This is a genomic window from Flavobacterium sp. XGLA_31 (genome assembly GCF_051547105.1).
GTDB lineage: Bacteria > Bacteroidota > Bacteroidia > Flavobacteriales > Flavobacteriaceae > Flavobacterium.
In genome coordinates this window covers 25,954-51,718 of record NZ_JBPTTM010000007.1, presented here as the reverse complement: position 1 = coordinate 51,718, position 25,765 = coordinate 25,954, and the positions used below count along the sequence as shown (strand labels likewise).

At 38.1% G+C, this 25,765-nt stretch carries 35 protein-coding genes and 1 pseudogene; 34 read left to right on the top strand and 2 right to left on the bottom strand.

Translation table 11 applies throughout. From position 1 onward, the window contains the following. Positions 1 to 67: 67 nt before the first annotated feature. Positions 68 to 1,735, bottom strand: coding sequence for a hypothetical protein (locus tag ACSVH6_RS11805; RefSeq protein WP_438078733.1), 1,668 nt, complete (start codon positions 1,733 to 1,735; stop codon positions 68 to 70). A 182-nt stretch (positions 1,736 to 1,917) separates the two neighbouring features. Between ACSVH6_RS11805 and rpsL the strand changes: the two genes are divergently transcribed. From rpsL to eno, 34 genes and pseudogenes are all read left to right on the top strand, one after another. Continuing rightward, entirely contained in the window at positions 1,918 to 2,301 is a 384-nt protein-coding gene (rpsL, locus tag ACSVH6_RS11800) for a 30S ribosomal protein S12 (protein ID WP_007136570.1), read from the top strand. A 27-nt stretch (positions 2,302 to 2,328) separates the two neighbouring features. Beyond that, positions 2,329 to 2,805 (top strand): 30S ribosomal protein S7, encoded by a 477-nt coding sequence (gene rpsG, locus ACSVH6_RS11795; protein WP_438078731.1) that lies wholly within the window; start codon positions 2,329 to 2,331, stop codon positions 2,803 to 2,805. 11 nt (positions 2,806 to 2,816) lie between these two features. Then, a complete protein-coding gene (gene fusA / locus ACSVH6_RS11790) occupies positions 2,817 to 4,973 on the top strand; it encodes an elongation factor G (protein WP_438078729.1) in 2,157 nt (718 codons plus the stop codon). 11 nt (positions 4,974 to 4,984) lie between these two features. Then, complete coding sequence (rpsJ, locus tag ACSVH6_RS11785) at positions 4,985 to 5,290, top strand: 30S ribosomal protein S10 (protein ID WP_026710316.1); 306 nt, start codon at positions 4,985 to 4,987, stop codon at positions 5,288 to 5,290. A gap of 265 nt (positions 5,291 to 5,555) precedes the next feature. Further along, positions 5,556 to 6,173: a 50S ribosomal protein L3 gene (gene rplC, locus ACSVH6_RS11780; RefSeq protein WP_438078726.1), complete on the top strand. Its 618-nt coding sequence runs from the start codon at positions 5,556 to 5,558 to the stop codon at positions 6,171 to 6,173. After that, positions 6,173 to 6,802 (top strand): 50S ribosomal protein L4, encoded by a 630-nt coding sequence (gene rplD, locus ACSVH6_RS11775; RefSeq protein ID WP_438078724.1) that lies wholly within the window; start codon positions 6,173 to 6,175, stop codon positions 6,800 to 6,802. The genes rplC and rplD overlap by 1 nt, the downstream gene beginning before the upstream one ends. 7 nt (positions 6,803 to 6,809) lie before the next feature. Beyond that, positions 6,810 to 7,100 carry a 50S ribosomal protein L23 gene (rplW, locus tag ACSVH6_RS11770; protein ID WP_438078722.1) on the top strand — a complete coding sequence of 97 codons (291 nt, stop codon included), beginning with the start codon at positions 6,810 to 6,812 and terminating at the stop codon, positions 7,098 to 7,100. Between the two features lie 5 nt (positions 7,101 to 7,105). Continuing rightward, positions 7,106 to 7,930, top strand: a complete 825-nt coding sequence (rplB, locus tag ACSVH6_RS11765; RefSeq protein WP_438078720.1) for a 50S ribosomal protein L2 — start codon at positions 7,106 to 7,108, stop codon at positions 7,928 to 7,930. Positions 7,931 to 7,940: 10 nt separating this feature from the next. Next, positions 7,941 to 8,219, top strand: coding sequence for a 30S ribosomal protein S19 (gene rpsS / locus ACSVH6_RS11760; protein WP_007136562.1), 279 nt, complete (start codon positions 7,941 to 7,943; stop codon positions 8,217 to 8,219). Between the two features lie 6 nt (positions 8,220 to 8,225). Then, positions 8,226 to 8,636 (top strand): 50S ribosomal protein L22, encoded by a 411-nt coding sequence (rplV, locus tag ACSVH6_RS11755; RefSeq protein WP_438078712.1) that lies wholly within the window; start codon positions 8,226 to 8,228, stop codon positions 8,634 to 8,636. Positions 8,637 to 8,641: 5 nt separating this feature from the next. After that, a complete protein-coding gene (gene rpsC, locus ACSVH6_RS11750) occupies positions 8,642 to 9,391 on the top strand; it encodes a 30S ribosomal protein S3 (RefSeq protein WP_438078710.1) in 750 nt (249 codons plus the stop codon). Between the two features lie 18 nt (positions 9,392 to 9,409). Then, positions 9,410 to 9,835, top strand: coding sequence for a 50S ribosomal protein L16 (gene rplP, locus ACSVH6_RS11745; protein WP_438078708.1), 426 nt, complete (start codon positions 9,410 to 9,412; stop codon positions 9,833 to 9,835). A 12-nt stretch (positions 9,836 to 9,847) separates the two neighbouring features. Next, positions 9,848 to 10,039, top strand: coding sequence for a 50S ribosomal protein L29 (gene rpmC, locus ACSVH6_RS11740; protein WP_438078706.1), 192 nt, complete (start codon positions 9,848 to 9,850; stop codon positions 10,037 to 10,039). Positions 10,040 to 10,058: 19 nt separating this feature from the next. Continuing rightward, positions 10,059 to 10,316: a 30S ribosomal protein S17 gene (rpsQ, locus tag ACSVH6_RS11735; RefSeq protein ID WP_162128603.1), complete on the top strand. Its 258-nt coding sequence runs from the start codon at positions 10,059 to 10,061 to the stop codon at positions 10,314 to 10,316. Positions 10,317 to 10,318: 2 nt separating this feature from the next. Beyond that, positions 10,319 to 10,687 carry a 50S ribosomal protein L14 gene (rplN, locus tag ACSVH6_RS11730; RefSeq protein WP_007803649.1) on the top strand — a complete coding sequence of 123 codons (369 nt, stop codon included), beginning with the start codon at positions 10,319 to 10,321 and terminating at the stop codon, positions 10,685 to 10,687. An 11-nt stretch (positions 10,688 to 10,698) separates the two neighbouring features. Beyond that, the gene (gene rplX, locus ACSVH6_RS11725; RefSeq protein ID WP_438078704.1) at positions 10,699 to 11,013 is read left to right on the top strand and encodes a 50S ribosomal protein L24; all 315 of its coding nucleotides are present in this window, start codon (positions 10,699 to 10,701) and stop codon (positions 11,011 to 11,013) included. A gap of 2 nt (positions 11,014 to 11,015) precedes the next feature. Beyond that, positions 11,016 to 11,567 (top strand): 50S ribosomal protein L5, encoded by a 552-nt coding sequence (gene rplE, locus ACSVH6_RS11720; RefSeq protein ID WP_438078702.1) that lies wholly within the window; start codon positions 11,016 to 11,018, stop codon positions 11,565 to 11,567. Positions 11,568 to 11,570: 3 nt separating this feature from the next. Then, on the top strand, positions 11,571 to 11,840 hold the full coding sequence (rpsN, locus tag ACSVH6_RS11715; protein ID WP_131476287.1) for a 30S ribosomal protein S14: 270 nt from the start codon (positions 11,571 to 11,573) through the stop codon (positions 11,838 to 11,840). A gap of 141 nt (positions 11,841 to 11,981) precedes the next feature. Next, on the top strand, positions 11,982 to 12,380 hold the full coding sequence (rpsH, locus tag ACSVH6_RS11710) for a 30S ribosomal protein S8 (RefSeq protein WP_438078699.1): 399 nt from the start codon (positions 11,982 to 11,984) through the stop codon (positions 12,378 to 12,380). Between the two features lie 14 nt (positions 12,381 to 12,394). Further along, complete coding sequence (gene rplF / locus ACSVH6_RS11705) at positions 12,395 to 12,937, top strand: 50S ribosomal protein L6 (RefSeq protein WP_438078697.1); 543 nt, start codon at positions 12,395 to 12,397, stop codon at positions 12,935 to 12,937. An 11-nt stretch (positions 12,938 to 12,948) separates the two neighbouring features. Then, on the top strand, positions 12,949 to 13,302 hold the full coding sequence (rplR, locus tag ACSVH6_RS11700; protein ID WP_438078695.1) for a 50S ribosomal protein L18: 354 nt from the start codon (positions 12,949 to 12,951) through the stop codon (positions 13,300 to 13,302). Between the two features lie 3 nt (positions 13,303 to 13,305). Continuing rightward, positions 13,306 to 13,830, top strand: a complete 525-nt coding sequence (gene rpsE / locus ACSVH6_RS11695) for a 30S ribosomal protein S5 (RefSeq protein ID WP_438078855.1) — start codon at positions 13,306 to 13,308, stop codon at positions 13,828 to 13,830. A gap of 12 nt (positions 13,831 to 13,842) precedes the next feature. Continuing rightward, positions 13,843 to 14,025: a 50S ribosomal protein L30 gene (gene rpmD, locus ACSVH6_RS11690; protein ID WP_121312865.1), complete on the top strand. Its 183-nt coding sequence runs from the start codon at positions 13,843 to 13,845 to the stop codon at positions 14,023 to 14,025. Between the two features lie 12 nt (positions 14,026 to 14,037). After that, positions 14,038 to 14,490 (top strand): 50S ribosomal protein L15, encoded by a 453-nt coding sequence (rplO, locus tag ACSVH6_RS11685; protein ID WP_438078692.1) that lies wholly within the window; start codon positions 14,038 to 14,040, stop codon positions 14,488 to 14,490. Positions 14,491 to 14,500: 10 nt separating this feature from the next. After that, on the top strand, positions 14,501 to 15,844 hold the full coding sequence (gene secY / locus ACSVH6_RS11680) for a preprotein translocase subunit SecY (RefSeq protein WP_438078691.1): 1,344 nt from the start codon (positions 14,501 to 14,503) through the stop codon (positions 15,842 to 15,844). A 6-nt stretch (positions 15,845 to 15,850) separates the two neighbouring features. Then, positions 15,851 to 16,066: a translation initiation factor IF-1 gene (gene infA, locus ACSVH6_RS11675; protein ID WP_026714631.1), complete on the top strand. Its 216-nt coding sequence runs from the start codon at positions 15,851 to 15,853 to the stop codon at positions 16,064 to 16,066. Positions 16,067 to 16,076: 10 nt separating this feature from the next. Next, complete coding sequence (gene ykgO, locus ACSVH6_RS11670) at positions 16,077 to 16,193, top strand: type B 50S ribosomal protein L36 (RefSeq protein ID WP_002987490.1); 117 nt, start codon at positions 16,077 to 16,079, stop codon at positions 16,191 to 16,193. 2 nt (positions 16,194 to 16,195) lie between these two features. After that, a complete protein-coding gene (rpsM, locus tag ACSVH6_RS11665; RefSeq protein WP_290877559.1) occupies positions 16,196 to 16,570 on the top strand; it encodes a 30S ribosomal protein S13 in 375 nt (124 codons plus the stop codon). A gap of 8 nt (positions 16,571 to 16,578) precedes the next feature. Further along, the gene (gene rpsK, locus ACSVH6_RS11660) at positions 16,579 to 16,962 is read left to right on the top strand and encodes a 30S ribosomal protein S11 (RefSeq protein ID WP_131476278.1); all 384 of its coding nucleotides are present in this window, start codon (positions 16,579 to 16,581) and stop codon (positions 16,960 to 16,962) included. Positions 16,963 to 17,042: 80 nt separating this feature from the next. Next, entirely contained in the window at positions 17,043 to 17,648 is a 606-nt protein-coding gene (gene rpsD / locus ACSVH6_RS11655) for a 30S ribosomal protein S4 (RefSeq protein ID WP_438078686.1), read from the top strand. A 21-nt stretch (positions 17,649 to 17,669) separates the two neighbouring features. After that, positions 17,670 to 18,662 carry a DNA-directed RNA polymerase subunit alpha gene (locus tag ACSVH6_RS11650; protein WP_438078684.1) on the top strand — a complete coding sequence of 331 codons (993 nt, stop codon included), beginning with the start codon at positions 17,670 to 17,672 and terminating at the stop codon, positions 18,660 to 18,662. Between the two features lie 62 nt (positions 18,663 to 18,724). Beyond that, positions 18,725 to 19,207: pseudogene (rplQ, locus tag ACSVH6_RS11645) on the top strand (50S ribosomal protein L17); the annotation flags it as partial. A 378-nt stretch (positions 19,208 to 19,585) separates the two neighbouring features. Continuing rightward, positions 19,586 to 20,707, top strand: a complete 1,122-nt coding sequence (gene carA / locus ACSVH6_RS11640; protein WP_438078682.1) for a glutamine-hydrolyzing carbamoyl-phosphate synthase small subunit — start codon at positions 19,586 to 19,588, stop codon at positions 20,705 to 20,707. A gap of 131 nt (positions 20,708 to 20,838) precedes the next feature. Further along, positions 20,839 to 22,131 (top strand): phosphopyruvate hydratase, encoded by a 1,293-nt coding sequence (eno, locus tag ACSVH6_RS11635; protein WP_438078680.1) that lies wholly within the window; start codon positions 20,839 to 20,841, stop codon positions 22,129 to 22,131. 55 nt (positions 22,132 to 22,186) lie between these two features. On the opposite strand, the gene ACSVH6_RS11630 is transcribed toward eno, so the two are convergent. After that, on the bottom strand, positions 22,187 to 25,765 hold the full coding sequence (locus ACSVH6_RS11630; protein WP_438078678.1) for a M1 family aminopeptidase: 3,579 nt from the start codon (positions 25,763 to 25,765) through the stop codon (positions 22,187 to 22,189).

Here is a 25,765-nt window from a genome sequence, read left to right as displayed (position 1 = left end):
AAGTCTTAAAAAAATCTTAAAAATCCTAACATATAGCATGAATTTTTAGTGTTAAAGTTTTAATCTGTTAAAAATTAGCTTTAAAACTAATATGAACAATGGAGTTGGATAGTTTTATTGTTTGTTCTTTAGTGCTCCCGTTGGCGTAGATGATGTTAAATAAACCATTTTTGGTTAAGAGGCCAAATCCGAATCCAAGACCAAGCAGGTTTTCTTTGCTGTTGGAAGTGTTGTCTTGTAAGCGGGCAAAATCTGCTATTGAATGAATGTAGAGGTTAGGGGTGAGGGTGTAGCGGTACTCTGTTAAAATAGCATTAAACGTATTAGCCTGTAGGCTATTTTCGTTAAACCCTCGAATCGAATTGATGCCGCCGAACCGGTGTAATTCATTTGTGATGTAATTGCTGCTTTGTAAATAAAAATTCTGGGTCTTTATGCTGATGCTGTTTTTATCGTTCAGGTATAAATTGTGTTTTAAAGTTAAATCTACAAAAAATTGATTGTCTGAAAAAGTTTTTGCTCTGCGTTTCCCGGTGCCGATTTTAAAATTGAGATTTGTTTTCTCAGGAAAAAGAAAGTCATCATTTTTAAAATCTAAAAATTCTAAAGCGGCTGTAGTGTATGTATTGTTGAAGTCACTCAGGCTTTCGGTATTTGCATTTTGGATGTCGCTTGATTCAGTAGCTTGATATCCCAAATAAAAACGGGTATTGTAGTTGAAATAATAACCCAGGTCAATGGCTGTTCGGGTGTTTTGAAAAGTACTGTCTTGTTTGAAGATGTTCAGTTCTGTTTTAAGGCCTATCGGGCTTTTGAAAATATAAGGCAGTTCCATTCCTAAATTGAAGGTTTTTTGGTTTTGTCCGTCGCTTTTCCAGTAGAGAGACAGTTTTTCTCCTGAGTTTAAAATATTGTTCAGGGTTAAATCCAGATACCCGCTGAAGACCAGTTTTTTGTTTTCGTCATTGGTGAAGCCTATAAAACCGTCAAAAGTATTGGCTTTTGTTTTTTCCAGATAGACATATACTTTGGTGGAGTCTTTGGTGAAAAGAATTTCGGGGTACTTGCTTTGTTTGACAAATCGGAATTTGTCGAAATCATTGTAAAGCTTCTCCAGGTTTTTTTGATTGAAAACTTTGTTTCGATACTGTCGGAGGATGTTTTTTTTGTGACTGTCGGGAAACTTGTCGTAGCCGTTTATCACAATGTCATTTAATTGTCTTTTGATTTCTTTTACAATCGATAAGTCGGCAGTAATAAAATTGCTTCTTTTTTGAATGTTGATGAGTCTGACTTTCGTCATGGCAAAACCAATGCTTTCCATTTTTTTTAAAACAGTGTTCAGAAAGGTTTCGGTTTCTTCGTAGGGGATGACTAAAGTGTCGTTTTTAACAGTGTAAGTTGCGGGGATATTTTCCTGAAATTTTATACCTATATATATGCGTGCATAATTTGTTCTCTTTTCGAGGTGGTATTTGAAGTAAAAAGTAGAGTCATTCGGCTTGAAATTTTCGATGAGTTGGCTCTCCAGATATCCCTTTTCAGTAAGCTTTTGATACAGCAAATTATTTTCGTCAATAATGGATTTGGTGTTCTGATGTTCTGAATTGTAGCCAATACTGTCGATGGTTTTGGTTTCCTGATCGTTTTTGCCAACAATTTTTAAATAAAAATGCTGGGCAGAGATGTTTCCGCTGAGGATAATTAAACAAAAAAAGAGAAAAACCTTTTTCAAATCAGACAAATGTTTGCCTCAAAATAACGCAAAAATTCTGTTTTTATTGCTGATAATCGAATCTAAAAAGAATTTGTTTGAAAATTAATTAATTACGATTTGTTTCGTTCAAAATAATTACTACATTTGCAACCCCTAAAAAAGCGGGATTTTAATAAATAAAGAAATTTTAGTATTTAATTATGCCAACAATTCAACAATTAGTAAGAACAGGAAGAACTCAGATCACTAAGAAGAGTAAATCGGTTGCTTTAGATTCTTGTCCTCAAAGAAGAGGTGTTTGTACGCGTGTTTACACTACTACTCCGAAAAAACCAAACTCAGCGATGCGTAAAGTAGCGCGTGTACGTTTGACTAACGGAAATGAGGTGAATGCCTACATTCCTGGAGAAGGACACAATCTACAAGAGCACTCGATAGTATTAGTGCGAGGCGGAAGGGTAAAAGATTTACCAGGAGTTAGATACCACATTGTGCGTGGTGCGCTTGATACCTCAGGTGTAGCAGGAAGAACACAAAGAAGATCTAAGTATGGTGCAAAACGCCCAAAAGAAGCTAAAAAGTAATTTAAACTTTTAAAGTAAAGAAAAGACATGAGAAAAAGACAGGCCAAAAAAAGACCTCTTTTACCAGATCCGAAATTTAACGATCAGTTAGTAACGCGTTTCGTGAATAACTTGATGTGGGATGGTAAAAAATCAACTGCTTTTAAAGTGTTCTACGACGCAATGGAAATCGTAGAGACTAAAAAGAACAACGATGAAAAATCATCATTAGAAGTTTGGAAAGATGCTTTAACCAATGTTATGCCTCACGTAGAAGTACGTAGTCGTAGAGTGGGTGGAGCTACATTCCAAATCCCAATGCAAATCAGACCAGACAGAAAAATTTCTATGGCGATGAAATGGATGATCCTTTACGCTCGCAAAAGAAATGAGAAATCTATGGCTGGTAAACTAGCTTCAGAAATCTTAGCTGCGGCTAAAGAAGAAGGTGCTGCTGTTAAAAAGAGAATGGATACTCACAAAATGGCAGAAGCAAACAAAGCATTCTCTCACTTTAGATTTTAATAGGTAAAGAAATGGCTAGAGATTTAAAATTTACAAGAAACATCGGAATTGCGGCTCACATTGATGCTGGTAAAACAACAACAACGGAGCGTATATTATTCTATACCGGAAAATCGCACAAAATTGGTGAGGTGCACGATGGTGCAGCTACCATGGACTGGATGGCGCAAGAGCAAGAAAGAGGGATTACTATTACTTCTGCTGCTACTACTTGTGAGTGGAATTTTCCAACGGTACAAGGTAAAATGACTCCAGAGTCAAAACCGTACCACTTCAACATCATCGATACTCCGGGACACGTTGACTTTACCGTAGAGGTAAACCGTTCGTTGCGTGTATTGGATGGATTGGTTTTCTTATTCTCTGCGGTTGATGGGGTTGAGCCTCAATCAGAAACCAACTGGAGATTGGCTGATCAATACCGAGTGCCACGTATGGGATTTGTTAATAAAATGGACCGTCAAGGATCAAACTTCTTAAATGTTTGTCAACAAGTTAGAGATATGTTGAAATCTAACGCTGTTGCAATTACTTTGCCAATTGGTGAAGAAAATGACTTCAAAGGAGTAGTTGATTTAGTGAAAAACCAAGCTATCATTTGGCATGATGCTACGCAAGGGGCAACTTTTGACGTAGTAGATATCCCTGCTGATATGGTGGCTGAAGTAAAAGAGTACCGTTCTATTCTTATTGAAGCAGTTGCTGAGTATGATGAAAATCTACTTGACAAATACATGGAAGATGAAAACTCAATTACTGAGGATGAAATCAACAATGCATTAAGAGCAGCTACAATTGACATGGCTATCATCCCGATGATTGCTGGTTCATCATTCAAAAATAAAGGTGTTCAATTCATGTTGGATGCTGTATGTAAATATTTACCATCTCCTTTGGATAAAGAAGGTATTGAGGGGATTCATCCTGATGATGCTGATTTGTTAGAAGAAGATCAAACCAAAATCTTACGTCGTCCTGATGTAAAAGAGCCGTTCGCAGCTCTAGCATTTAAGATTGCTACTGACCCTTATGTTGGTCGTTTGGCTTTCTTCCGTGCTTATTCAGGTCGTTTAGATGCAGGTTCGTACATCTTGAATACGCGTTCAGGAAACAAAGAAAGAATTTCTCGTATCTACCAAATGCACGCCAACAAACAAAACCCAATCGAGTACATCGAAGCAGGAGATATTGGAGCAGCAGTTGGATTTAAAGATATCAAGACCGGAGATACGATGTGTGACGAAAAGCACCCAATCATTCTTGAGTCAATGAAATTCCCTGATCCGGTAATCGGTATCGCTATTGAGCCTAAAACTAAAGCTGACGTTGATAAAATGGGTATGGCTTTGGCGAAATTGGCTGAAGAAGATCCAACGTTTACGGTTAGAACAGATGAGGCTTCAGGTCAGACAATCATCTCAGGAATGGGAGAGTTGCACTTGGACATCCTTGTTGATCGTATGAAACGTGAATTCAAAGTGGAAGTGAACCAAGGTGAACCACAAGTAGAGTACAAAGAAGCTTTCACAAAATCAGCACAACACAGAGAAGTTTACAAAAAACAATCTGGAGGTCGTGGTAAATTTGGTGATATCGTATTCCGTTTGGAGCCTGCTGATGTTATCGATGGTAAGCCATTTGTTGGATTACAATTCGTTAACGAAGTAAAAGGAGGTAACGTTCCTAAAGAATATATCCCAGCTGTTGAAAAAGGTTTCAGAGAAGCTATGAAAACAGGTCCTTTGGCTGGTTACACCGTAGATAGTTTGAAAGTAACTTTATTAGACGGTTCTTACCACCCGGTGGATTCGGATGCGCTTTCTTTCGAATTAGCAGCGAAAATGGGTTACAAAGAAGTAGCGAAAGCTGCCGGAGCTGTTATCCTTGAGCCTATCATGAAAATCGAAGTGATTACTCCTGAAGAAAACATGGGGGATATCGTAGGAGATTTGAACAGAAGAAGAGGTCAAGTGAATGACATGGGAGACAGAGCAGGTGCTAAAACTATTAAAGCTCACGTTCCATTATCTGAAATGTTTGGTTATGTTACTACATTAAGAACATTGTCTTCTGGTAGAGCAACCTCTACTATGGAATTCTCTCACTACGAGCAAACTCCTTCAAACATTTCTGAAGAAGTAATTAAAAAAGCAAAAGGTAACGCTTAATTCTTATCAAGATGAGTCAAAAAATTAGAATAAAATTGAAATCTTACGATCACATGTTGGTTGATAAATCAGCTGAGAAAATCGTAAAAACTGTGAAAAGCACAGGTGCTGTGGTTACAGGTCCTATTCCGTTACCTACGCACAAAAAAATATTTACTGTATTACGTTCTCCACACGTTAACAAAAAAGCGAGAGAGCAGTTTGAAGTAAGTTCATACAAAAGATTACTAGACATCTATAGTTCTTCTTCGAAAACTATCGATGCTTTAATGAAGCTTGAATTACCAAGTGGAGTTGAAGTAGAAATCAAAGTATAAGTATCTTGTAACTTAATATCTGAATCCGCCAGGTTTTTGTCTGGCGGATTTTTTTTGTGTTAAAAAGTAGTGTTGATAAATTGGTGTTTTTCGAGGTTTAAAAACTGTATTTTATAGATGTTTTAGGTGTTTTATCTTGGCTTTTAAAATTTCTTAAAAAAAGGATAATCAATAGTTTGCATAATAAAATATTTATGTTACTTTTGCACGCTCGATTGGGGTAGTATGCCCTGTTCAAAAATTAGTAATTTAAAATAAGTTTAATATGTCTGGGTTAATCGGAAAAAAAATCGGCATGACAAGCATCTTCGACGAGAACGGGAAAAACATTCCTTGTACGGTAATCGAAGCTGGGCCTTGTGTCGTTACCCAAGTCAGAACCAATGAGGTTGACGGGTATGCAGCTCTTCAACTTGGTTTCGATGACAAAGGAGAAAAACACGCTACTAAAGCTGACTTAGGTCACTTTAAAAAAGCGGGTACTTCTGCTAAGAAAAAAGTCGTTGAATTCCAAGGGTTTGAAGAAAATTACAAATTAGGTGATAGTATCACTGTGGAAGTATTCAGCGAAGGAGAATTTGTTGATGTACAAGGTGTATCAAAAGGGAAAGGTTTCCAAGGGGTTGTTAAACGTCACGGTTTTGGTGGGGTTGGACAATCTACACATGGTCAGCACAACCGTTTGAGAGCACCAGGTTCTGTTGGAGCATCTTCTTATCCATCACGTGTATTCAAAGGAATGCGTATGGCAGGAAGAATGGGAGGAGATAATGTAAAAGTTCAAAACCTTAGAGTTTTAAAAGTAGTGGCTGAAAAGAATCTACTTGTAGTTAAAGGAGCTATTCCTGGACACAAAAACTCTTACGTAATCATTCAGAAGTAATGGAAGTAAAAGTTTTAGATATCAACGGAAAAGATACTGGAAGAAAAGTACAACTTTCGGATTCAGTATTCGGCATTGAGCCAAATAATCACGCAGTATATCTTGATGTTAAGCAATACTTAGCCAATCAAAGACAAGGAACGCACAAAGCTAAAGAAAGAGCTGAAGTTGCCGGTTCTACGCGCAAGATTAAAAAACAAAAAGGAACAGGTACTGCACGTGCAGGATCTAAAAAGAGCCCATTGTTCAAAGGTGGAGGAACAGTTTTCGGACCGCGTCCAAGAAGCTACTCTTTCAAGTTGAACAAAACAGTAAAAAGATTAGCTCGTAAATCGGCTTTCTCTTTGAAAGTAAAAGAATCAAATTTAGTAGTTGTTGAAGACTTTAATTTTGAAACGCCAAACACTAAAAATTTCATTAATGTTTTGAAAGCTTTAGGGTTAGAAAACAAAAAATCTTTGTTTGTGTTGGGTGATTCAAATAAAAATGTATATTTGTCGTCACGCAATTTAAAGGCGTCTAGTGTTGTAACCAATTCAGAATTAAGCACTTACGATATTTTAAATGCTAATAATTTAGTTCTTTTAGAGGGTTCTTTAGAAGGAATTGAAGATAATTTAAGCAAATAATTAGACCATGAGTATCATAATTAAGCCTATCATCACTGAAAAAATCACCAAAGAAGGTGAGGTTTTCAACCGTTTTGGTTTTGTTGTTGACAAAAAAGCAAACAAAGTTCAGATTAAGAAAGCTGTAGAAGCTGCTTACGGAATTTCTGTTGTTGCCGTTAACACGATGAACTACAGAGCTGATAGAACTACTAAATATACAAAAAGTGGTTTGATTAGCGGAAAAACAAATGCTTACAAAAAAGCAGTTGTACAAGTAAAAGAGGGAGAAACAATAGATTTTTACAATAATATCTAATCAAAATGTCAGTTAGAAAATTAAAACCTATTACCCCGGGTCAGCGTTTTAGAGTTGTGAATGGTTTTGACGCCATCACGACTGATAAGCCGGAGCGCTCTTTGTTAGCACCGATAAAAAACTCAGGAGGTAGAAATAGTCAAGGAAAAATGACCATGCGTTATACAGGCGGTGGTCACAAACAAAGGTATCGTATTATTGATTTCAAAAGAACTAAAGTGGGAATTCCTGCTACTGTGAAGTCAATTGAGTATGATCCAAACAGAACAGCTTTTATCGCATTATTGTGGTATGCAGATGGAGAGAAAACATATGTTGTTGCTCAAAATGGATTGCAAGTTGGTCAGACTGTAGTGTCTGGTGAAGGAGCGGCTCCTGAAATTGGAAATACTTTGCCGTTGAGCAAAATTCCATTAGGAACTGTAATTTCTTGTATCGAATTGCGTCCAGGGCAAGGAGCAGTTATTGCTCGTTCTGCCGGAACATTTGCTCAATTAATGGCGAGAGATGGAAAATATGCTACAATCAAAATGCCTTCAGGGGAAACAAGATTGATCTTGTTGACTTGTTCAGCAACTATTGGAGCTGTTTCTAACTCTGACCACCAATTGATCGTGTCTGGTAAAGCAGGTAGAACAAGATGGTTAGGAAGAAGACCAAGAACAAGACCGGTAGCGATGAACCCTGTGGATCACCCGATGGGTGGTGGTGAAGGACGTTCTTCTGGAGGTCACCCACGTTCTAGAAAAGGTCTTCCGGCTAAAGGTTACAGAACTCGTTCTAAAGTTAACCCGAGCAACAAGTATATTGTAGAACGCAGAAAGAAATAATTAGATAGACATGGCACGTTCATTAAAAAAAGGACCATTCGTTCACTATAAATTAGATAAAAAAGTTCAGGAAAATATTGCTGGAGGAAATAAAGGAGTTGTTAAGACTTGGTCTAGAGCTTCAATGATTACCCCGGATTTCGTAGGACAAACTATCGCAGTTCACAATGGTCGTCAATTTGTTCCGGTTTATGTAACTGAGAACATGGTAGGACACAAATTAGGAGAGTTTTCACCAACTAGATCTTTTAGAGGTCACGCTGGAGCAAAAAATAAAGGTAAAAAATAAGAAGAAATGGGAGTTCGTAAAAGAGAAACAGCTGATGCGAGAAAAGAGGCTAATAAGTCTATTGCTTTCGCGAAATTGAATAACTGCCCTACTTCACCTAGAAAAATGCGCTTAGTAGCAGACTTGGTAAGAGGTCAGAAAGTGGAAAGAGCTTTAAGTATATTAAGATTTAGCTCAAAAGAAGCTTCAAGAAAGTTAGAAAAACTTTTGTTATCTGCAATCAACAACTGGGAGCAGAAAAATGCGGAAGGAAATGTGGCTGAAGCAGGCTTATTTGTTAAAACAATCACTGTAGATGGAGGTATGATGTTGAAAAGACTTCGTCCTGCACCACAAGGAAGAGCACACAGAATTAGAAAACGTTCTAACCACGTTACTATCGTATTAGGACAATTAGATAACACACAAAGCAATTAATAAAGATGGGACAAAAGACAAATCCAATTGGAAACAGACTTGGTATCATCAGAGGATGGGATTCAAACTGGTATGGTGGAAATGATTACGGTGACAAAATCGCCGAAGATTACAAAATCAGAAAGTACATCCATGCTCGTTTATCAAAAGCTAGTGTATCAAAAGTAATCATCGAGAGAACTTTGAAACTTGTAACCGTTACTATCACTACTGCAAGACCGGGTATCATTATCGGGAAAGGCGGTCAAGAGGTAGACAAGTTAAAAGAAGAACTTAAGAAAGTTACTGACAAAGAGGTTCAAATTAACATCTTTGAAATCAAAAGACCAGAGTTAGATGCTTATCTAGTTGCGACTAGCATCGCTCGTCAAATCGAAAGCCGTATTTCATACAGAAGAGCTATTAAAATGGCTATCGCAGCAGCAATGCGTATGAATGCTGAAGGTATCAAAGTTTTGATTTCAGGTCGTTTGAACGGAGCTGAGATGGCACGTTCTGAGCAATTCAAAGAAGGTAGAATTCCTCTATCAACTTTCAGAGCCGATATTGATTACGCTTTGGGTGAAGCGCATACTACTTACGGTAGAATGGGTATCAAAGTGTGGATCATGAAAGGTGAGGTGTATGGAAAAAGAGATCTTTCTCCGCTTGTAGGCATGGATAAAAAACAAGCCGGTACTGGTGGTGGAAAAGGAAATGATGCTCCACGTGGTGGAAAATCAAACGGAAAACCTGGACCTCGTAAAAGAAAGTAAATTTTAAACTAAAGAAAGATGTTACAACCTAAAAGAACAAAATACCGTAAGGTACAGAAGGGTAGAATGAAAGGTGTTTCTCAAAGAGGACACGAGCTTTCTAATGGAATGTTTGGAATTAAATCAGTACATGAAACAGGAATGTTCTTAACTTCTCGTCAAATCGAAGCTGCACGTATTGCTGCAACCCGTTTTATGAAAAGAGAAGGGCAGTTATGGATTAAAATTTTCCCGGATAAACCAATTACCAAAAAGCCTCTTGAGGTACGTATGGGTAAAGGAAAAGGAGCCGTTGAATACTGGGCTGCTGTAGTAAAACCTGGAAAAATCATGTTTGAAGTTGGTGGTGTTCCGCTATCAGTTGCTAAAGAAGCTTTGCGTCTTGCAGCTCAAAAACTTCCTGTAAAAACTAAGTTTATCGTTGCTAGAGATTTCGAAGCATAATCTAAATTTATTATGAAACAATCAGAAATTATCAATCTGTCTGCGGCTGAGTTACAAGTGAAACTTGCTGAGTTAAGAAAAGCATACGCCGAACTAAAATCTGCACACGCTATTTCTCCAATTGCCAATCCACTTCAAATCAGAAGTGCAAGAAGAGCGGTTGCCAGAGTTGCAACTGAATTAACCAAAAGAGAGTTACAATAATTGTAAGCTAGCTGAAAAGATGGAAAAAAGAAATTTAAGAAAAGAAAGAATTGGTGTGGTTACGTCAAACAAAATGGACAAGTCTATTGTTGTGGCACAAGTGACCAGAGTAAAACACCCATTATATGGTAAGTTTGTATTGAAAACTAAAAAGTTTCATGCACACGACGAAACAAACGACTGTAACATTGGAGATACTGTAAAGATCATGGAAACAAGACCTTTATCAAAAACCAAATGTTGGAGATTAGTGGAAATCATTGAAAGAGCGAAATAGTTATGGTACAACAGGAATCAAGATTAAAAGTAGCAGATAACACAGGGGCCAAAGAAGTTTTGACTATCCGTGTTTTAGGAGGAACGAAACGTCGTTATGCCTCTGTTGGAGATAAAATTGTAGTGTCAATTAAAGATGCAACACCAAACGGAAACGTGAAAAAAGGTGCTGTTTCTACTGCAGTTGTTGTACGTACCAAAAAAGAAGTGAGAAGAGCCGATGGTTCTTATATCCGTTTTGATGACAATGCTTGTGTTCTTTTGAACGCAGCAGGTGAGATGAGAGGAACTCGTGTTTTTGGTCCGGTTGCCAGAGAACTTCGTGAAAAACAATTCATGAAAATTGTATCATTAGCACCAGAAGTGCTTTAATTCATAGTAAGATGATAAAGCTAAAAATAAAATCAGGAGACACAGTAACTGTTATTGCCGGTGACCACAAAGGTTTAGAAGGTAAAGTGGTAAGTGTTGACCGTGAAAAAAACAAAGCAATCGTTGAAGGGGTGAACTTGGTTTCAAAACACACTAAACCAAGCGCTAAAAACCCTCAAGGAGGAATCGTAAAGAAAGAAGCTCCTATTCATATTTCTAACTTGTCTTTGATTGATCCAAAATCAAAAAAAGCCACTAAGGTTGGTGTTAAAACAGAAGGAGATAAGAAAGTGAGATTTTCAAAAAAATCTAATCAAGTATTATAGTTATGGCCTATACACCTAGACTTAAGCAAGAATATAAGGACAGAGTAATTGCTGCCCTTAAAGAAGAATTCGGTTATAAAAACGTGATGCAAGTTCCAAAATTGGAAAAAATCATTGTTAGCCGTGGAGTTGGAGCTGCTGTATCTGATAAAAAATTAGTTGACTATGCAGTGGAAGAGTTAACTAAGATTACAGGACAAAAAGCTGTTGCTACTATCTCAAAGAAAGACGTTGCGTCTTTCAAATTGAGAAAAGGGATGCCAATTGGAGCCAAAGTTACTCTTAGAGGAGAAAGAATGTATGAGTTTTTAGATAGACTTATCACTTCTTCTTTACCACGTGTAAGAGATTTTAATGGTATCAAAGCTACTGGTTTTGACGGAAGAGGTAATTACAACCTTGGTGTTACTGAACAAATCATTTTCCCTGAAATTGATATTGATAAAGTAAACAAAATATCAGGTATGGATATTACGTTTGTTACTACCGCAAATACAGACAAAGAAGCAAAGTCATTATTGGCTGAATTAGGTTTACCTTTTAAAAAGAATTAAGACATGGCTAAAGAATCAATGAAAGCCCGTGAGGTGAAAAGAGCAAACACGGTAGCAAAGTACGCTGAGAAAAGAAAAGCTTTATTAGAAGCTGGAGATTACGAAGGGTTACAAAAATTACCAAAAAATGCTTCACCGGTTCGTATGCACAACCGTTGCAAATTAACTGGAAGACCTAGAGGGTATATGCGTCAATTCGGTATTTCACGTGTTACTTTCCGTGAAATGGCAAACCAAGGATTGATTCCAGGAGTAAAAAAAGCCAGCTGGTAATAGTTGGTATTTCAGCAGATAATTGTACATTTGCCGGATTTTTGCCGGGAACGTACAATTCTCTGCTGTTAAATTAGAGTTTAATGGCTTCAGGTTCAAAGAGATAGTCTTTTTGAAAACCGTTGCCACAATTTAATAAATATGTATACAGATCCAATTGCAGATTATCTTACGCGAGTTAGAAATGCAGTGATGGCTAACCACAAAGTGGTTGAAATCCCGGCTTCGAACTTGAAAAAAGAAATCACAAAGATTTTATTCGATCAAGGATATATCTTGAGCTACAAATTTGATGACAGTACTGTTCAAGGTACCATCAAAATCGCTTTGAAGTATGATAAAGATACTAAAGAGTCAGTAATTAAAGATATCCAAAGAATTAGTAAACCAGGTTTACGTAAATATGCAGGTGCTGCAAAACTACCTAGAATCCTTAACGGATTGGGAATTGCTATCGTTTCAACTTCAAAAGGTTTAATGACCGGGAAGCAAGCGAAGCAATTGAATGTTGGTGGAGAAGTAATTTGTTACGTATACTAATAAACAGTTAAACAATGTCAAGAATAGGTAAAAACCCAATTTCGATTCCTGCAGGTGTGACTGTTGAAGTAAATGATACTACAGTTACTGTTAAAGGAAAATTAGGTCAACTTTCACAAGATTACACTAACGTAACGGTAAAAGTTGAAGAAGGTCAAATCTTAGTAGAAAGATCTTCTGATAGCAAAGAACAAAGAGCTCAACATGGATTATACAGAGCATTAATCAGTAATATGGTGGTTGGTGTATCTGAAGGATTCACAAAAGAATTAGAATTGGTGGGAGTAGGTTACAGAGCTTCCAATCAAGGACAAAAATTAGATTTGGCTTTAGGTTTCTCACACAATATTGTTTTAGAAGTAGCTCCTGAAGTGAAATTAGAAACAATTTCTGAGAAAGGTAAAAACCCAATCGTGAAATTAACATCACACGACAAACAATTATTAGGATTAATTTCTGCAAAGATCAGAGGTTTCCGTAAGCCAGAACCTTACAAAGGAAAAGGAGTTAAGTTTGTTGGTGAAGTATTGAGAAGAAAAGCAGGTAAATCAGCGTAAAAATTAGCATTATGTCATTAACAAAAACTGAAAGAAGACAAAGAATTAAATTCAGAATCAGAAAGATTGTTAGCGGTACTGCTGCTAAACCAAGATTATCTGTATTCAGAAGCAATAAAGAAATCTATGCACAACTTATTGATGATGTGAATGGAGTGACTTTATTGGCTGCTTCATCGAGAGATAAAGGAGTAGATAGTAAAGGTACAAACGTTGAAGTAGCTGCAGCTGTTGGAAAATTAGCGGCAGAGAAAGCGTTAAAAGCCGGAATTACAGAAGTAACTTTCGACAGAGGAGGTTATTTGTACCACGGTCGTATTAAATCATTAGCAGAAGGCGCAAGAGCCGCTGGACTTAAATTCTAATATATTATGTCTAAATACAAAAATGTAGAATTAGTAAAACCTAGCGGTCTTGAATTAAAAGATCGTCTGGTAAGTGTAAATCGTGTTACCAAAGTAACAAAAGGAGGAAGAGCTTTTGGTTTTTCTGCGATTGTTGTAGTTGGTGATGAAAACGGTGTAGTAGGTCACGGATTAGGAAAATCAAAAGACGTTTCTGAAGCTATTGCTAAAGCAGTAGAAGATGCAAAGAAAAATTTGGTTAGAATTCCTTTGAGCGGACAATCTGTACCTCACGAACAAAAAGGAAAATTTGGTGGAGCTGCAGTATATTTGATGCCAGCCTCTCATGGTACCGGAGTTATTGCCGGTGGAGCTGTTCGTTCAGTGCTTGAGTCAGTAGGTATTCACGATGTATTGTCTAAATCACAAGGTTCATCAAACCCTCACAACGTGGTAAAAGCAACTTTTGATGCTTTATTACAAATGAGAAGTGCCGCTACTGTTGCAAAACAAAGAGGTATTTCTTTAGAAAAAGTTTTTAAAGGTTAATTCAAGGAAATTATGGCTAAATTATTAGTAAAACAAGTTAGAAGCAAAATCAATTGTCCTCTTACACAAAAAAGAGGATTAGAGGCTTTAGGTCTTCGTAAAATGGGACAAGTTGTGGAGCATGATTCAAATCCGGCTATCCTTGGAATGATAAATAAAGTTAAACACTTAGTTTCCGTTGAGGAAGTTAAATAACAATTTATAGTTATGAATTTAAGTAACTTACAACCTGCTGAAGGTTCTACACACAATCAAAACAAAAGATTAGGTAGAGGAGAAGGTTCTGGTAAAGGTGGTACCGCTGCAAGAGGTCACAAAGGAGCAAAGTCTCGTTCTGGTTATTCTAAAAAGATTGGTTTTGAAGGAGGGCAAATGCCACTTCAAAGACGTGTGCCTAAGTTTGGTTTCAAAAACGTTAATCGCGTAGAATATCAGGGAGTAAATCTTGATACACTTCAATTGTTAGTAGATAACGGAATTGTTACCGATACTGTGGATTTTGCAGTGTTGATTGAAAACCGTTTGGCAACTAAAACTGAGGTGGTTAAAATCCTTGGTAGAGGCGAATTAAAAGCGAAATTAAAAGTAACTGCTCACAAATTTACTGCAACTGCAAAAGCGGCTATCGAAGCGGCTGGTGGAGAAGCTGTAACCCTATAATTTCATAACAATGAAGAAATTTTTTGAATCATTAAGTAATGTTTGGAAAATAGAGGAACTAAAGAATAGAATCATGGTAACTCTTGGTCTATTGTTAGTTTACAGATTTGGAGCGCATGTTACGCTACCAGGTATTGATGCTACTCAATTGCATAGCTTAGCCGGACAAACAGAAAAAGGGATTGGATCAATCCTGGATATGTTTACCGGAGGAGCTTTTTCAAAAGCATCAGTATTTGCATTAGGTATCATGCCTTACATTTCTGCTTCAATTGTTGTTCAGTTAATGGGAATCGCTATTCCTTACTTGCAAAAATTGCAAAAAGACGGAGAAAGCGGCAGAAAGAAATTAAATCAAATCACCAGATGGTTAACCATTGCCATCACTTTGGTTCAGGGTCCTGGTTATATTTATAACCTGTACAGAACTTTACCGGGTAATGCATTCCTTCTAGGATTTGATTCATTCGCTTTCTTATTCTCATCTGTTTTGATTCTTACCACAGGAACGATATTCGCAATGTGGTTGGGAGAAAAAATCACTGACAAGGGAATTGGTAATGGTATTTCACTATTGATTATGGTGGGTATCTTGGCCAGATTACCACAAGCATTGTTTCAGGAATTTACTTCAAAGGTTACCAACAATAATGGTGGTCCAATGTTGTTAGTAATTGAAATTATCGTATGGTTATTAGTAATCATTGCTTGTGTGTTGTTAGTAATGGCAGTTAGAAAAATCCCGGTACAATACGCCCGTCGTACAACAACCGGTGATTTTGAGCAAGACATGATGGGTGGTAACAGACAATGGATTCCATTGAAGTTGAACTCTGCAGGAGTTATGCCAATCATTTTTGCACAGGCTATTATGTTTATTCCTGCTGCTGTAGCCGGACTTTCAAAATCTGAAACGTCTCAGTCTATTGCAGGAACATTCAGTAACATGTTTGGGTTCTGGTACAATCTTGTATTTGCTACGTTGATCTTAGTGTTTACTTTCTTCTACACGGCAATTACGGTTCCAACCAATAAAATGGCAGATGATTTAAAAAGAAGCGGCGGATTTATTCCAGGTGTTAAGCCGGGAATCGAAACAGCTGATTTCTTAGACAGAATCATGTCGCTTATAACATTCCCAGGGTCGTTATTCCTAGCGTTAATTGCTGTGTTCCCAGCGATTGTTGTTAGTCTTAATGTACAACAGTCATGGGCGATGTTCTATGGTGGTACTTCATTAATCATTATGGTTGGTGTAGCTATCGATACTATTCAACAAATAAATTCTTATTTATTGAATAAACACTATGACGGATTGATGAAAAGTGGTAAAAATAGAAAAGCAGTAGCTTAAGTTTTTATGGCAAAACAATCAGCAATAGAACAAGACGGATCAATCATTGAAGCATTATCAAATGCAATGTTCCGTGTAGAGTTAGAAAACGGACATGTTGTGATTGCTCATATTTCTGGTAAAATGCGTATGCATTACATCAAATTGTTACCTGGTGACAAAGTGAAATTAGAAATGAGCCCTTACGATTTGTCAAAAGCAAGAATTACTTATAGATATTAAAAGTATTACAATGAAAGTAAGAGCATCAGTTAAGAAAAGAAGTGCCGAGTGTATTATTGTACGCAGAAAAGGCAGATTATACGTAATCAACAAAAAGAATCCTAGATTTAAACAAAGACAAGGATAGTTATGGCAAGAATAGCAGGGGTAGATATCCCAAAAAACAAAAGAGGAGTTATCGCTTTAACCTACATTTTCGGAATTGGTAAAAGCAGAGCAATTGAGATTTTAGAAAAAGCTCAAGTAAGCCAAGATAAAAAAGTTCAAGAGTGGAATGACGACGAAATCGGAGCAATCCGTGATGCGGTGTCATACTACAAAATTGAAGGTGAGCTTCGTTCAGAAGTATCATTACACATCAAACGTTTAATGGACATCGGATGTTATAGAGGTATTCGTCACAGATCTGGTCTTCCTTTAAGAGGACAAAGAACTAAGAACAACTCTAGAACAAGAAAAGGTAAAAGAAAAACTGTTGCTAACAAGAAAAAAGCAACTAAATAATAAGTAATATGGCTAAAGCGACCACAAAAAAACGTAAAGTTATCGTTGAATCAACGGGAGAAGCGCATATTAATGCAACTTTTAACAACATCATCATTTCGTTAACTAACAAAAAAGGTGAAGTTATTTCTTGGTCTTCAGCTGGTAAAATGGGCTTCAGAGGTTCTAAAAAGAATACTCCGTATGCAGCTCAAATGGCAGCAGAAGATTGCGGTAAAGTAGCATTAGAAGCTGGACTTAAAAAAGTAAAAGTGTACGTGAAAGGACCAGGTAACGGACGTGAGTCTGCTATCAGATCTATCCACAACTCAGGAATTGAAGTAACTGAAATCATTGACGTTACTCCAATGCCGCACAACGGATGTCGTCCTCCTAAAAGACGAAGAGTATAATTATAGTATAACCAAGATAGAACTAAGATTATCGGAGGATACGACCTGAATTCATAATCTCTATCTTAAAACAATTTAAAATGGCAAGATATACTGGTCCACAAACTAAAATTGCTCGTAAATTCGGCGAAGCAATCTTCGGAGAAGATAAATCCTTCGAAAAAAGAAATTACCCTCCCGGACAACACGGGATGGCTAAAAAAAGAGGTAAAAAATCTGAATATGCAGTTCAGTTAATGGAAAAGCAAAAAGCGAAGTACACTTACGGAATTTTGGAAAAACAATTCAGAAACCTTTTTGAAAAAGCAGCCGCTTCTAAAGGTGTAACAGGTGAAATCCTATTACAATTATGTGAAGCAAGATTAGATAACGTAGTGTACAGAATGGGTATTGCACCTTCAAGAAGAGGAGCAAGACAAATCGTTTCTCACAGACACATCACTGTGAACGGAGAAGTGGTAAACATTCCTTCTTACCACCTAAAACCAGGTGATAAAGTAGCAGTTCGTGAAAAATCAAAATCTGTTGAAGCTATCGAGCGCTCATTGTCTAATTCATCTCACGTTTATGAGTGGATTACTTGGAATAATGACACTAAAGAAGGAACTTTTGTATCTGTTCCTCAAAGACTTCAAATTCCAGAAAACATTAAAGAACAATTAATCGTTGAGTTGTACAACAAATAATAATTGACATTAGTCTTAATTATGGCAATATTTAATTTTCAGAAGCCCGATAAAGTTATCATGATCGATTCTACCGATTTTGAAGGGAAGTTTGAATTCAGACCTTTAGAACCGGGATACGGATTGACCGTTGGTAATGCACTTAGAAGAGTTTTACTTTCTGCGTTAGAAGGTTATGCCATCACTTCGGTACGTATCGAAGGTGTAGAGCATGAGTTTTCTACCATTTCAGGAGTTGTAGAGGATGTTACTGAAATTATCTTAAATCTTAAACAAGTACGTTTCAAACGTCAGATTGAAGAAGTAGATAATGAAACAGTTTCTATTTCCATCTCAGGAAGAGATCAAATTACAGCCGGTGATTTTCAAAAATTCATCTCTGGTTTCCAAGTGTTGAACCCGGAATTGGTAATTTGTAATTTGGACAGCAAAGTGAATCTGAACATGGAATTAACTATCGAGAAAGGTCGTGGTTATGTTCCTGCAGAAGAGAACAAAAAACAAAATGCAGCAATCGGTACTATTTTTACAGACTCTATTTTTACTCCGGTAAAAAATGTAAAATATGCCATTGAAAACTTCCGTGTGGAGCAAAAAACAGATTACGAAAAATTAGTTTTTGAAATCAAAACTGACGGTTCTATCAATCCAAAAGATGCTCTTACTGAAGCTGCCAAAGTTTTAATTCACCACTTCATGTTGTTCTCTGATGAGAGAATTACACTAGAGGCTGACGAAATCGCTCAAACAGAATCTTACGACGAAGAATCATTACACATGAGACAGTTGTTGAAAACCAAATTGGTTGATATGGACTTGTCAGTAAGAGCTTTAAACTGTTTGAAAGCAGCCGAAGTTGACACCCTTGGAGATCTTGTATCTTTCAATAAAAATGATTTGATGAAATTCCGCAATTTTGGTAAAAAATCGCTAACTGAGTTAGACGAATTGGTTGCCAACAAGAATTTGACTTTCGGAATGGACTTAGGTAAATACAAATTAGATAAAGAATAAATTACTTCATATTTTGCTCTCCAAAGCGGATTGTAGCAAGATGAAGGTTAAAAAAGTACGTCATGAGACACGGAAAAAAAGTAAATCATTTAAGCAGACAAACAGGACATAGAAAATCTATGTTGGCTAATATGGCTTGTTCTCTTATCGAGCACAAACGTATTATCACTACTGTTGCTAAAGCTAAAGCGCTAAAACAATTTGTTGAGCCATTAGTAACCAAATCAAAAGAAGACACTACGCACAACAGACGTATCGTTTTCGCTTACATCAGAAACAAATATGCAGTAACTGAATTGTTCAGAGAAGTAGCTGCTAAAGTGGGTGATCGTCCGGGAGGATACACTCGTATCATCAAAATGGGTAACCGTTTGGGAGATAACGCTGATATGGCGATGATCGAGTTGGTAGATTTCAACGAACTATACAACGGTGGTAAAAAAGAAGAGAAAAAAGGAAGAACTCGTCGTGCTAAGAAAACGACTGCTCCTGTAGCTGCTCCAAAAGCAGAAGCTCCGGCCCCGGTAGTAGAAGAGGTAGTGGAAACTCCGGCCGTTGAAGACGCTGTAGTTGAAACTCCGGTAACTGAAGTAGTTGAAACTCCGGTTGCAGAAGCAGAAGCTCCGGCAGCAGAGGAAACTCCTGAAGCTCCGGCAGCTGATGAAGAATCAAAAGAAGACGAGGCATAATGACGGCCAACTCAAATATAAAAGGATAAGCAGTAATGTTTATCCTTTTTTTTTGCCTTTTAGGAACGAATCGCTCGGTCCTCTTCAGGCAACCCTATTCCCGCTGTCTGCACTACATGGTAGTCGCTGCCATCGGGGTTAGTCGGGCACCTTAGGAATGTTTATAAACGCTGATAAATCATTTCGGTATCTGACATGAAAAAACTAAATTTGCAACACAACAACTAACTACACATGCAATACAAAACACGACCACAAGCTATCTTATTACTGGCAGATGGCACTATCTTCTACGGAAAATCTATCGGAATTTCAGGAAAAACCTTTGGCGAAGTCTGCTTCAATACCGGAATGACCGGGTATCAGGAAATTTTTACCGACCCATCCTACTTCGGACAAATTATGGTAACCACCAATCCGCACATTGGAAACTACGGTGTCAATGCGGAAGAAGTAGAATCGGATAAAATCATGATTTCCGGATTAGTTTGTAAAAATTTCAGCTTTACCCACTCGCGCCCGGATTCTGAAAGTAATCTTTATGATTATTTTGAAAAACAAAATCTCATTTGCATCTCAGATGTTGATACCCGTGCTTTGGTAAGTTACATTCGGGATAATGGTGCTCAAAATGCCGTGATTTGTACTGACGGAACACCCATAGAAGAACTGAAAAAAGAACTGGCCAATGTACCTGATATGAAAGGATTGGAATTGGCATCCAAAGTGTCCGTAACTGAACCTTATTTCTTTGGAAATGAAAACGCCAAATACAAAATTTCAGCCCTGGATTTAGGAATCAAACGAAATATTTTGAGAAACCTCGCGAAGCGTGACTGTTACATCAAAGTATTTCCATACAACACCTCTTTTAATGAATTGCAATCCTTTAATCCTGACGGGTACTTTTTATCCAACGGACCCGGCGATCCGGAACCTTTGGAAGGTGTAATAAGCGTAGCCCAACAAATAATTGCTTCAGACAAACCGGTATTCGGGATTTGTTTAGGACACCAAATAATTGGCTTGGCTAATGGGGTTTCAACATATAAGATGTTTAACGGTCACAGAGGAATTAACCATCCTGTGATGAATACACTGACCGGAAAAGGAGAAATCACCTCGCAAAATCACGGATTTGCCGTTAACAGAGAGGAGTTGGAAAAACATCCCGATTTAGAAATTACCCATTATCATATTAACGATAATACCGTTGCCGGAATGCGGATGAAATCAAAATCGTGCTTTTCGGTACAATACCATCCGGAAGCAAGTCCCGGTCCGCACGATTCATCGTATTTGTTTGATGAGTTTGTGACCAATATTAAAAACACCAAAAAACTGCAGACAGTTTAAGCACTAAATCGTTTGCGTTAATAACATTCGGTTAAATTGGCCAATCGATAGAAAAAGAAGAAATATATTTGTGTCACCCTGAGCTCAGTCGAAGGGCTAAAAAATAATATCAAAATCTAATAGCATACAACATGAGTATTATTATCAAAGTACATGCAAGACAAATTTTGGATTCGAGAGGCAATCCAACCATTGAAGTTGATGTAGTAACCGAAAATGGTGTTTTAGGCCGTGCTGCAGTTCCGAGTGGTGCTTCAACCGGTGAACACGAAGCGGTGGAATTGCGCGACGGAGGCAAAGCCTATATGGGAAAAGGAGTTTTGAAAGCAGTAGACAATGTGAATTCAAAAATTGCACAGGAATTGTTAGGAACTTCTGTTTTTGAACAAAATCATATCGACCGATTGATGATTGATTTAGACGGAACAGCCAATAAATCTAACTTGGGCGCCAATGCTATTTTGGGTGTTTCTTTGGCGGTAGCCAAAGCAGCAGCTAATGAATTGGGCTTGCCTTTGTATCGTTACGTCGGTGGTGTTTCCGCCAATACCCTGCCGGTACCGATGATGAATATCATCAACGGTGGTTCACACTCTGATGCCCCAATCGCGTTCCAGGAATTTATGATTATGCCGGTAAAAGCCAAAAACTTTACCCACGCTATGCAAATGGGGACAGAGATTTTCCATAATCTTAAAAAAGTATTACACGACAGAAACCTATCAACAGCCGTAGGGGATGAAGGGGGTTTTGCACCTAATTTGGCTGGTGGTACCGAAGATGCTTTAGATACGATCAAAAAGGCAGTAGAAAATGCCGGATATAAATTCGGTGACGAAGTGATGATTGCTTTAGACTGTGCTGCTTCAGAATTTTATGTAGACGGAAAATACGATTATACCAAATTTGAAGGGGCGACCGGAAAAGTAAGAACCTCTAAAGAACAAGCCGAATATTTGGCTTCGTTAGCAGCCAACTATCCGATTATTTCCATAGAAGACGGAATGTACGAAGACGACTGGGAAGGCTGGAAATATTTAACCGAATTAATTGGAAATAAAACCCAATTAGTAGGGGACGATTTATTCGTAACCAACGTAGAACGTTTGTCCACCGGAATCGAAAAAGGTATCGCCAATTCCATCTTGGTAAAAGTAAACCAAATCGGTACTTTAACCGAAACCATTGCGGCGGTAAACATGGCACACAATGCAGGTTATACTTCGGTAATGTCACACCGTTCAGGAGAAACCGAAGACAATACGATTGCTGATTTAGCCGTAGCCTTGAATTGTGGGCAAATCAAAACCGGTTCAGCATCGCGTTCTGACCGTATGGCCAAATACAACCAGTTATTAAGAATCGAAGAAGAATTGGGAGATACTGCTTATTTCCCGGGCTTGAGAGCTTTTAAGCAGAAGTAATTTTGTAGCACTATATAAAAAACACCCGATAGATTTCTATCGGGTGTTTTTTGTTTTACTCTACCGCTTTTACATTATCATCCGGAATCCGGTCAATCAAATAGTTGTAAGGGTCAATACCGGCCTTGTACGGCTCGGTTTTAGTCTTGAAGGTAAAGGTGTTGTTCTTTTGGGTAATCTTCAATCGTTTATATACCAATGGTTTCCCCAGTACATCTTCTTTGTCTGATTTGCCAAATACACCAATGTCAATATAATCTGCAATAGGAGTAGGGGTTTCTCTCCCTAATGCATTGGAACGGAATTTCTCCGAAGTGGTTTTGAGCGTTACGACATACTCGGTTCCTACTTTTTTGGAAGTTACTTTTAAGGTGCGGTTCGAAAACAAAGTGATGTTCTCAAACAAATCCGGAATCAAATAACTCAAGCTGTCCGGAGTCACTTTTCGAAACTCATTGACGGCATCAATAGAAGTTGGGAACGGTGGATTCTTGTAGCCAAACTTTTCTACCAGGCGATGCAAAGCGGTATTCACATTTTTCTCACCAACCATTTCTTTAAAATAATACAGTACCACACTGGCTTTGTTGTAGTGAATGTACTGCTGGTTCTCGGTTTTCATAATCGGATTTTCGCCTTCAAATTCCGAGCTTCTGCCCCGCAGGTAATCATTCATTTCGTATTCCAAAAACTTTTTCATCTTGTCCTTGCCATATTCTTTTTCCATGACCATCAGGGCGGAGTATTGCGCAAAGCCTTCACTCATCATTTCGCTTCCTTGCATGTTGGCGCCACACACCTGATGTGCCCAGTATTGGTGCCCCATTTCGTGCGCTACGACATAAAACACCATATCAATATCGTCTTTGGTCACATCCCTCAAATCGGTGATAAAACCAATTCCTTCACTATACGGCATAGTACCCGGGAAGGCTTGAGCAAAGCTCGAATACCTCGGAAATTCCAAGATTCGACATTGCTTTTGGTAATACGGGCCAAAGTTAGTGGTGTAATAGTCCAGTGCTTTTTGCATGCTTTTCATCATGTTCGGCACATTAACAGCATGTTGCTTGTCGTAATACACTTCCAAGTCGATACCGTGCCATTTTTTACGGGCTACTTGGTAATCAGCCGAAATAAACGAATAGAAATTCAGTGCTTTTTGATCCAGTTTGTAGTTGAAGTACTTCCGGCCATTGGATTCCCAGCTTTTTAATAACGAACCCGGAGCCACCGCAATTTGGTCTTTCGAAGTGCTGATGGTAGTGTTAACTTCTACCCAATCCGAGTCGCTGCTGATGTACGTATTTCCCCGGTCGGCCAAATTGTTTTCATCCAGTTTTGGCATGCGGTTGCGTTTCGGCAGCTTGCGTTTGATACGTAGGTTTTTATCGGATATTTCAAACTCAGGGTTATAGCCAAAAGAAGGCAGGATGTCTTTATTGTTAAAGAAAGTACCGTTTTGCGTCAGTTGGGTAAAGCTCACTTCGTTCTCAAACCCTTTGGTAAGGCTCACTACATCAACGCCTATTTTGATCGAATCATTCGGGGCTAATGGAGTGTTTAGTTGGTAAATCCTATAGTTTAAATCATCATCTTTCAGTTTGATTTTAGCATTCGGAACCGTCAGCGTAATGCTGTCACTCAGTTGCGGCAGGGTAAAGTGGAGTTCCTGAATCGGTTTATCAGACTTGTTTTTAGCCCAGGCTTCCACTTTGGCCATCATGTTTCTTTCAGCCGGATAAATAGCTATGGTATAATTGAATTTATAAAAACGAGGTTGATTTAGCTTTTCGTCTTTTTTGTATTTGGTTTCATAGTTCACCTGCAGGTCTTCTGTTTCTTTCGAAGAATCATAAGAGTTCAGTACTTTGGTGTTGTAAAAAACAAAACTACCGCAAAGCATAAAGGCCAATAAACTCAAGGCTAGCCCAATTTTACTCTTTTTAAATTGCAGCTTGGCATAATGTAAACGGTGTTTGAAATCAATTTCTTTACCGCGTACATAAAAAGCCAAAACCACAAAGCACAATACGATACAGAATAATCCCCAGTACAAATTGAACCATATCGTTGACGGCACAAAAGGACCGTAACCATTCATGTCGGAATAAATGATGAACGGTTTGGAGTTAAACGAAACCATGTTGGTACTGATTTCGAGTAGGCTCCAGATAAAGGAATTCATCACTATAAACATTACAAAAGCAAAATAAGCCACATAACGGTTGTTGATTAAATAATGAAACAGCAAGGATAAAATGACCAGGTAAGAATAGCTCAAAAGTTTAAGCACCAATAAGGATTTGATATAAACATCCAGGTCATAACGGGTGTACCCGTGCAACGTCTGCGCGATGATACCAACCACTATAGTGGCCACCAATACCAAGGCAATAGCAAAAATAATAGCCAGCACTTTAGAAGCAAACAAACTCAAGGTTTGAATCGGCGTGGCATCTTGTATTTCATTAATCTTAGCATCGCGCTCTTTCCATACCAAAACACCGGTGTAGAAAGTAATGAACCCAATCATAAACAACATAAAAGAGCCTTCAATAATATCGACGATATCATACGTCACCGGATATTGCACCGCGCCATAGCGCCCGGAGAAACTGGTCAGGTTCGTAATCAGCAAAATCATCCCGATAGAAACAATAATGATGAACGTAGGGTTTTTAATCACCGCTTTCAATTCAAACTTGACCAAACTCCAAAAAGTACTGAACGAAAACACGCCCGCTTTGGTGGGTAAGAACTCTTGATTGGATAGCGATGGAAGGATATCTTTTTGGCCCGTTTTCTCCTTTTTGGCTTTAACATTTTTGGTGTTAAATGAAAAACGATAATAAACAAAAATCAGGATGGCAAGCATAATAGCCAACCACACGATGCGGTTGATAAGTAACTCACCATGCAGAGACACCGCTTGGGTATTCTTTTCGTCTACCGTCAAATATTTGGTCATAATTTGAAACGGCTTTCCTCCAAACGGATCCAAAATACTGGCCAGCCATTCTTTCTGAATATCTTTGGTAAAAATGCCCGAAACCGCATAGAAAACCAAAATCAACATCGAACCAATAAAAGAAATGATATTGCTTCTGAAAATGATGGCCAACGAGAAAAGCATAACTCCCGAGATAATGACATTGGGAATCCCAAAGTTGACAATTCCATAGAAATGCCCGGCCCAATTGGTTTCACCAAATCGCTCTGCCGGAGTCATATTCAAGCCTGGAGCCATCATTGAACCCAACAAAGCTCCGACAGAAATCCCCAACAAGGGAACGACCGAAACCATAGCGGCACCAATAAATTTCCCGAAGAAATAATCCCGCTTTTTGATGGGGGAGGTAAAGATGAATTGATACATACCATACTGAAAATCTCTGTTGGCTGTTGCATTCATAAAGGCGGTAGTCATCAAAAGACAAATGGTTGAAAACACCCCATAATATTGTTCAATAACAAAAGGAGCATTTTTATGGGTATTCCCAACACCGCCACCAATGGTGACATGTTCAGAAGCTACCGCAAAAAAGACCAATAAAGCATTGATGAAGAAAAAGATCCATACCATTGGCGTTTTTAACCAATAGCGAAGTTCGAATTGTATAAATTTCCACAT

Excerpts from the sequence above, each read along its gene's own strand:
- rplD (WP_438078724.1), top strand. The coding sequence starts at position 6,173 with ATGGAAGTAAAAGTTTTAGATATCAACGGAAAAGATACTGGAAGAAAA.
- rpsK (WP_131476278.1), top strand. The coding sequence starts at position 16,579 with ATGGCTAAAGCGACCACAAAAAAACGTAAAGTTATCGTTGAATCAACG.
- rpsD (WP_438078686.1), top strand. The coding sequence starts at position 17,043 with ATGGCAAGATATACTGGTCCACAAACTAAAATTGCTCGTAAATTCGGC.
- rpsM (WP_290877559.1), top strand. The coding sequence starts at position 16,196 with ATGGCAAGAATAGCAGGGGTAGATATCCCAAAAAACAAAAGAGGAGTT.
- rplP (WP_438078708.1), top strand. The coding sequence starts at position 9,410 with ATGTTACAACCTAAAAGAACAAAATACCGTAAGGTACAGAAGGGTAGA.
- rpsC (WP_438078710.1), top strand. The coding sequence starts at position 8,642 with ATGGGACAAAAGACAAATCCAATTGGAAACAGACTTGGTATCATCAGA.
- ykgO (WP_002987490.1), top strand. The coding sequence starts at position 16,077 with ATGAAAGTAAGAGCATCAGTTAAGAAAAGAAGTGCCGAGTGTATTATT.
- rpsJ (WP_026710316.1), top strand. The coding sequence starts at position 4,985 with ATGAGTCAAAAAATTAGAATAAAATTGAAATCTTACGATCACATGTTG.
- secY (WP_438078691.1), top strand. The coding sequence starts at position 14,501 with ATGAAGAAATTTTTTGAATCATTAAGTAATGTTTGGAAAATAGAGGAA.
- ACSVH6_RS11630 (WP_438078678.1), bottom strand. The coding sequence starts at position 25,765 with ATGTGGAAATTTATACAATTCGAACTTCGCTATTGGTTAAAAACGCCA.
- eno (WP_438078680.1), top strand. The coding sequence starts at position 20,839 with ATGAGTATTATTATCAAAGTACATGCAAGACAAATTTTGGATTCGAGA.
- rpsS (WP_007136562.1), top strand. The coding sequence starts at position 7,941 with ATGGCACGTTCATTAAAAAAAGGACCATTCGTTCACTATAAATTAGAT.
- rplC (WP_438078726.1), top strand. The coding sequence starts at position 5,556 with ATGTCTGGGTTAATCGGAAAAAAAATCGGCATGACAAGCATCTTCGAC.
- rplB (WP_438078720.1), top strand. The coding sequence starts at position 7,106 with ATGTCAGTTAGAAAATTAAAACCTATTACCCCGGGTCAGCGTTTTAGA.
- infA (WP_026714631.1), top strand. The coding sequence starts at position 15,851 with ATGGCAAAACAATCAGCAATAGAACAAGACGGATCAATCATTGAAGCA.
- rplW (WP_438078722.1), top strand. The coding sequence starts at position 6,810 with ATGAGTATCATAATTAAGCCTATCATCACTGAAAAAATCACCAAAGAA.
- rpsQ (WP_162128603.1), top strand. The coding sequence starts at position 10,059 with ATGGAAAAAAGAAATTTAAGAAAAGAAAGAATTGGTGTGGTTACGTCA.
- rplR (WP_438078695.1), top strand. The coding sequence starts at position 12,949 with ATGTCATTAACAAAAACTGAAAGAAGACAAAGAATTAAATTCAGAATC.
- rpsL (WP_007136570.1), top strand. The coding sequence starts at position 1,918 with ATGCCAACAATTCAACAATTAGTAAGAACAGGAAGAACTCAGATCACT.
- rplV (WP_438078712.1), top strand. The coding sequence starts at position 8,226 with ATGGGAGTTCGTAAAAGAGAAACAGCTGATGCGAGAAAAGAGGCTAAT.
- rplO (WP_438078692.1), top strand. The coding sequence starts at position 14,038 with ATGAATTTAAGTAACTTACAACCTGCTGAAGGTTCTACACACAATCAA.
- carA (WP_438078682.1), top strand. The coding sequence starts at position 19,586 with ATGCAATACAAAACACGACCACAAGCTATCTTATTACTGGCAGATGGC.
- rplN (WP_007803649.1), top strand. The coding sequence starts at position 10,319 with ATGGTACAACAGGAATCAAGATTAAAAGTAGCAGATAACACAGGGGCC.
- rpsN (WP_131476287.1), top strand. The coding sequence starts at position 11,571 with ATGGCTAAAGAATCAATGAAAGCCCGTGAGGTGAAAAGAGCAAACACG.
- rplX (WP_438078704.1), top strand. The coding sequence starts at position 10,699 with ATGATAAAGCTAAAAATAAAATCAGGAGACACAGTAACTGTTATTGCC.
- rpsG (WP_438078731.1), top strand. The coding sequence starts at position 2,329 with ATGAGAAAAAGACAGGCCAAAAAAAGACCTCTTTTACCAGATCCGAAA.
- ACSVH6_RS11650 (WP_438078684.1), top strand. The coding sequence starts at position 17,670 with ATGGCAATATTTAATTTTCAGAAGCCCGATAAAGTTATCATGATCGAT.
- rplF (WP_438078697.1), top strand. The coding sequence starts at position 12,395 with ATGTCAAGAATAGGTAAAAACCCAATTTCGATTCCTGCAGGTGTGACT.
- rpsH (WP_438078699.1), top strand. The coding sequence starts at position 11,982 with ATGTATACAGATCCAATTGCAGATTATCTTACGCGAGTTAGAAATGCA.
- rplE (WP_438078702.1), top strand. The coding sequence starts at position 11,016 with ATGGCCTATACACCTAGACTTAAGCAAGAATATAAGGACAGAGTAATT.
- fusA (WP_438078729.1), top strand. The coding sequence starts at position 2,817 with ATGGCTAGAGATTTAAAATTTACAAGAAACATCGGAATTGCGGCTCAC.
- rpmD (WP_121312865.1), top strand. The coding sequence starts at position 13,843 with ATGGCTAAATTATTAGTAAAACAAGTTAGAAGCAAAATCAATTGTCCT.
- rpmC (WP_438078706.1), top strand. The coding sequence starts at position 9,848 with ATGAAACAATCAGAAATTATCAATCTGTCTGCGGCTGAGTTACAAGTG.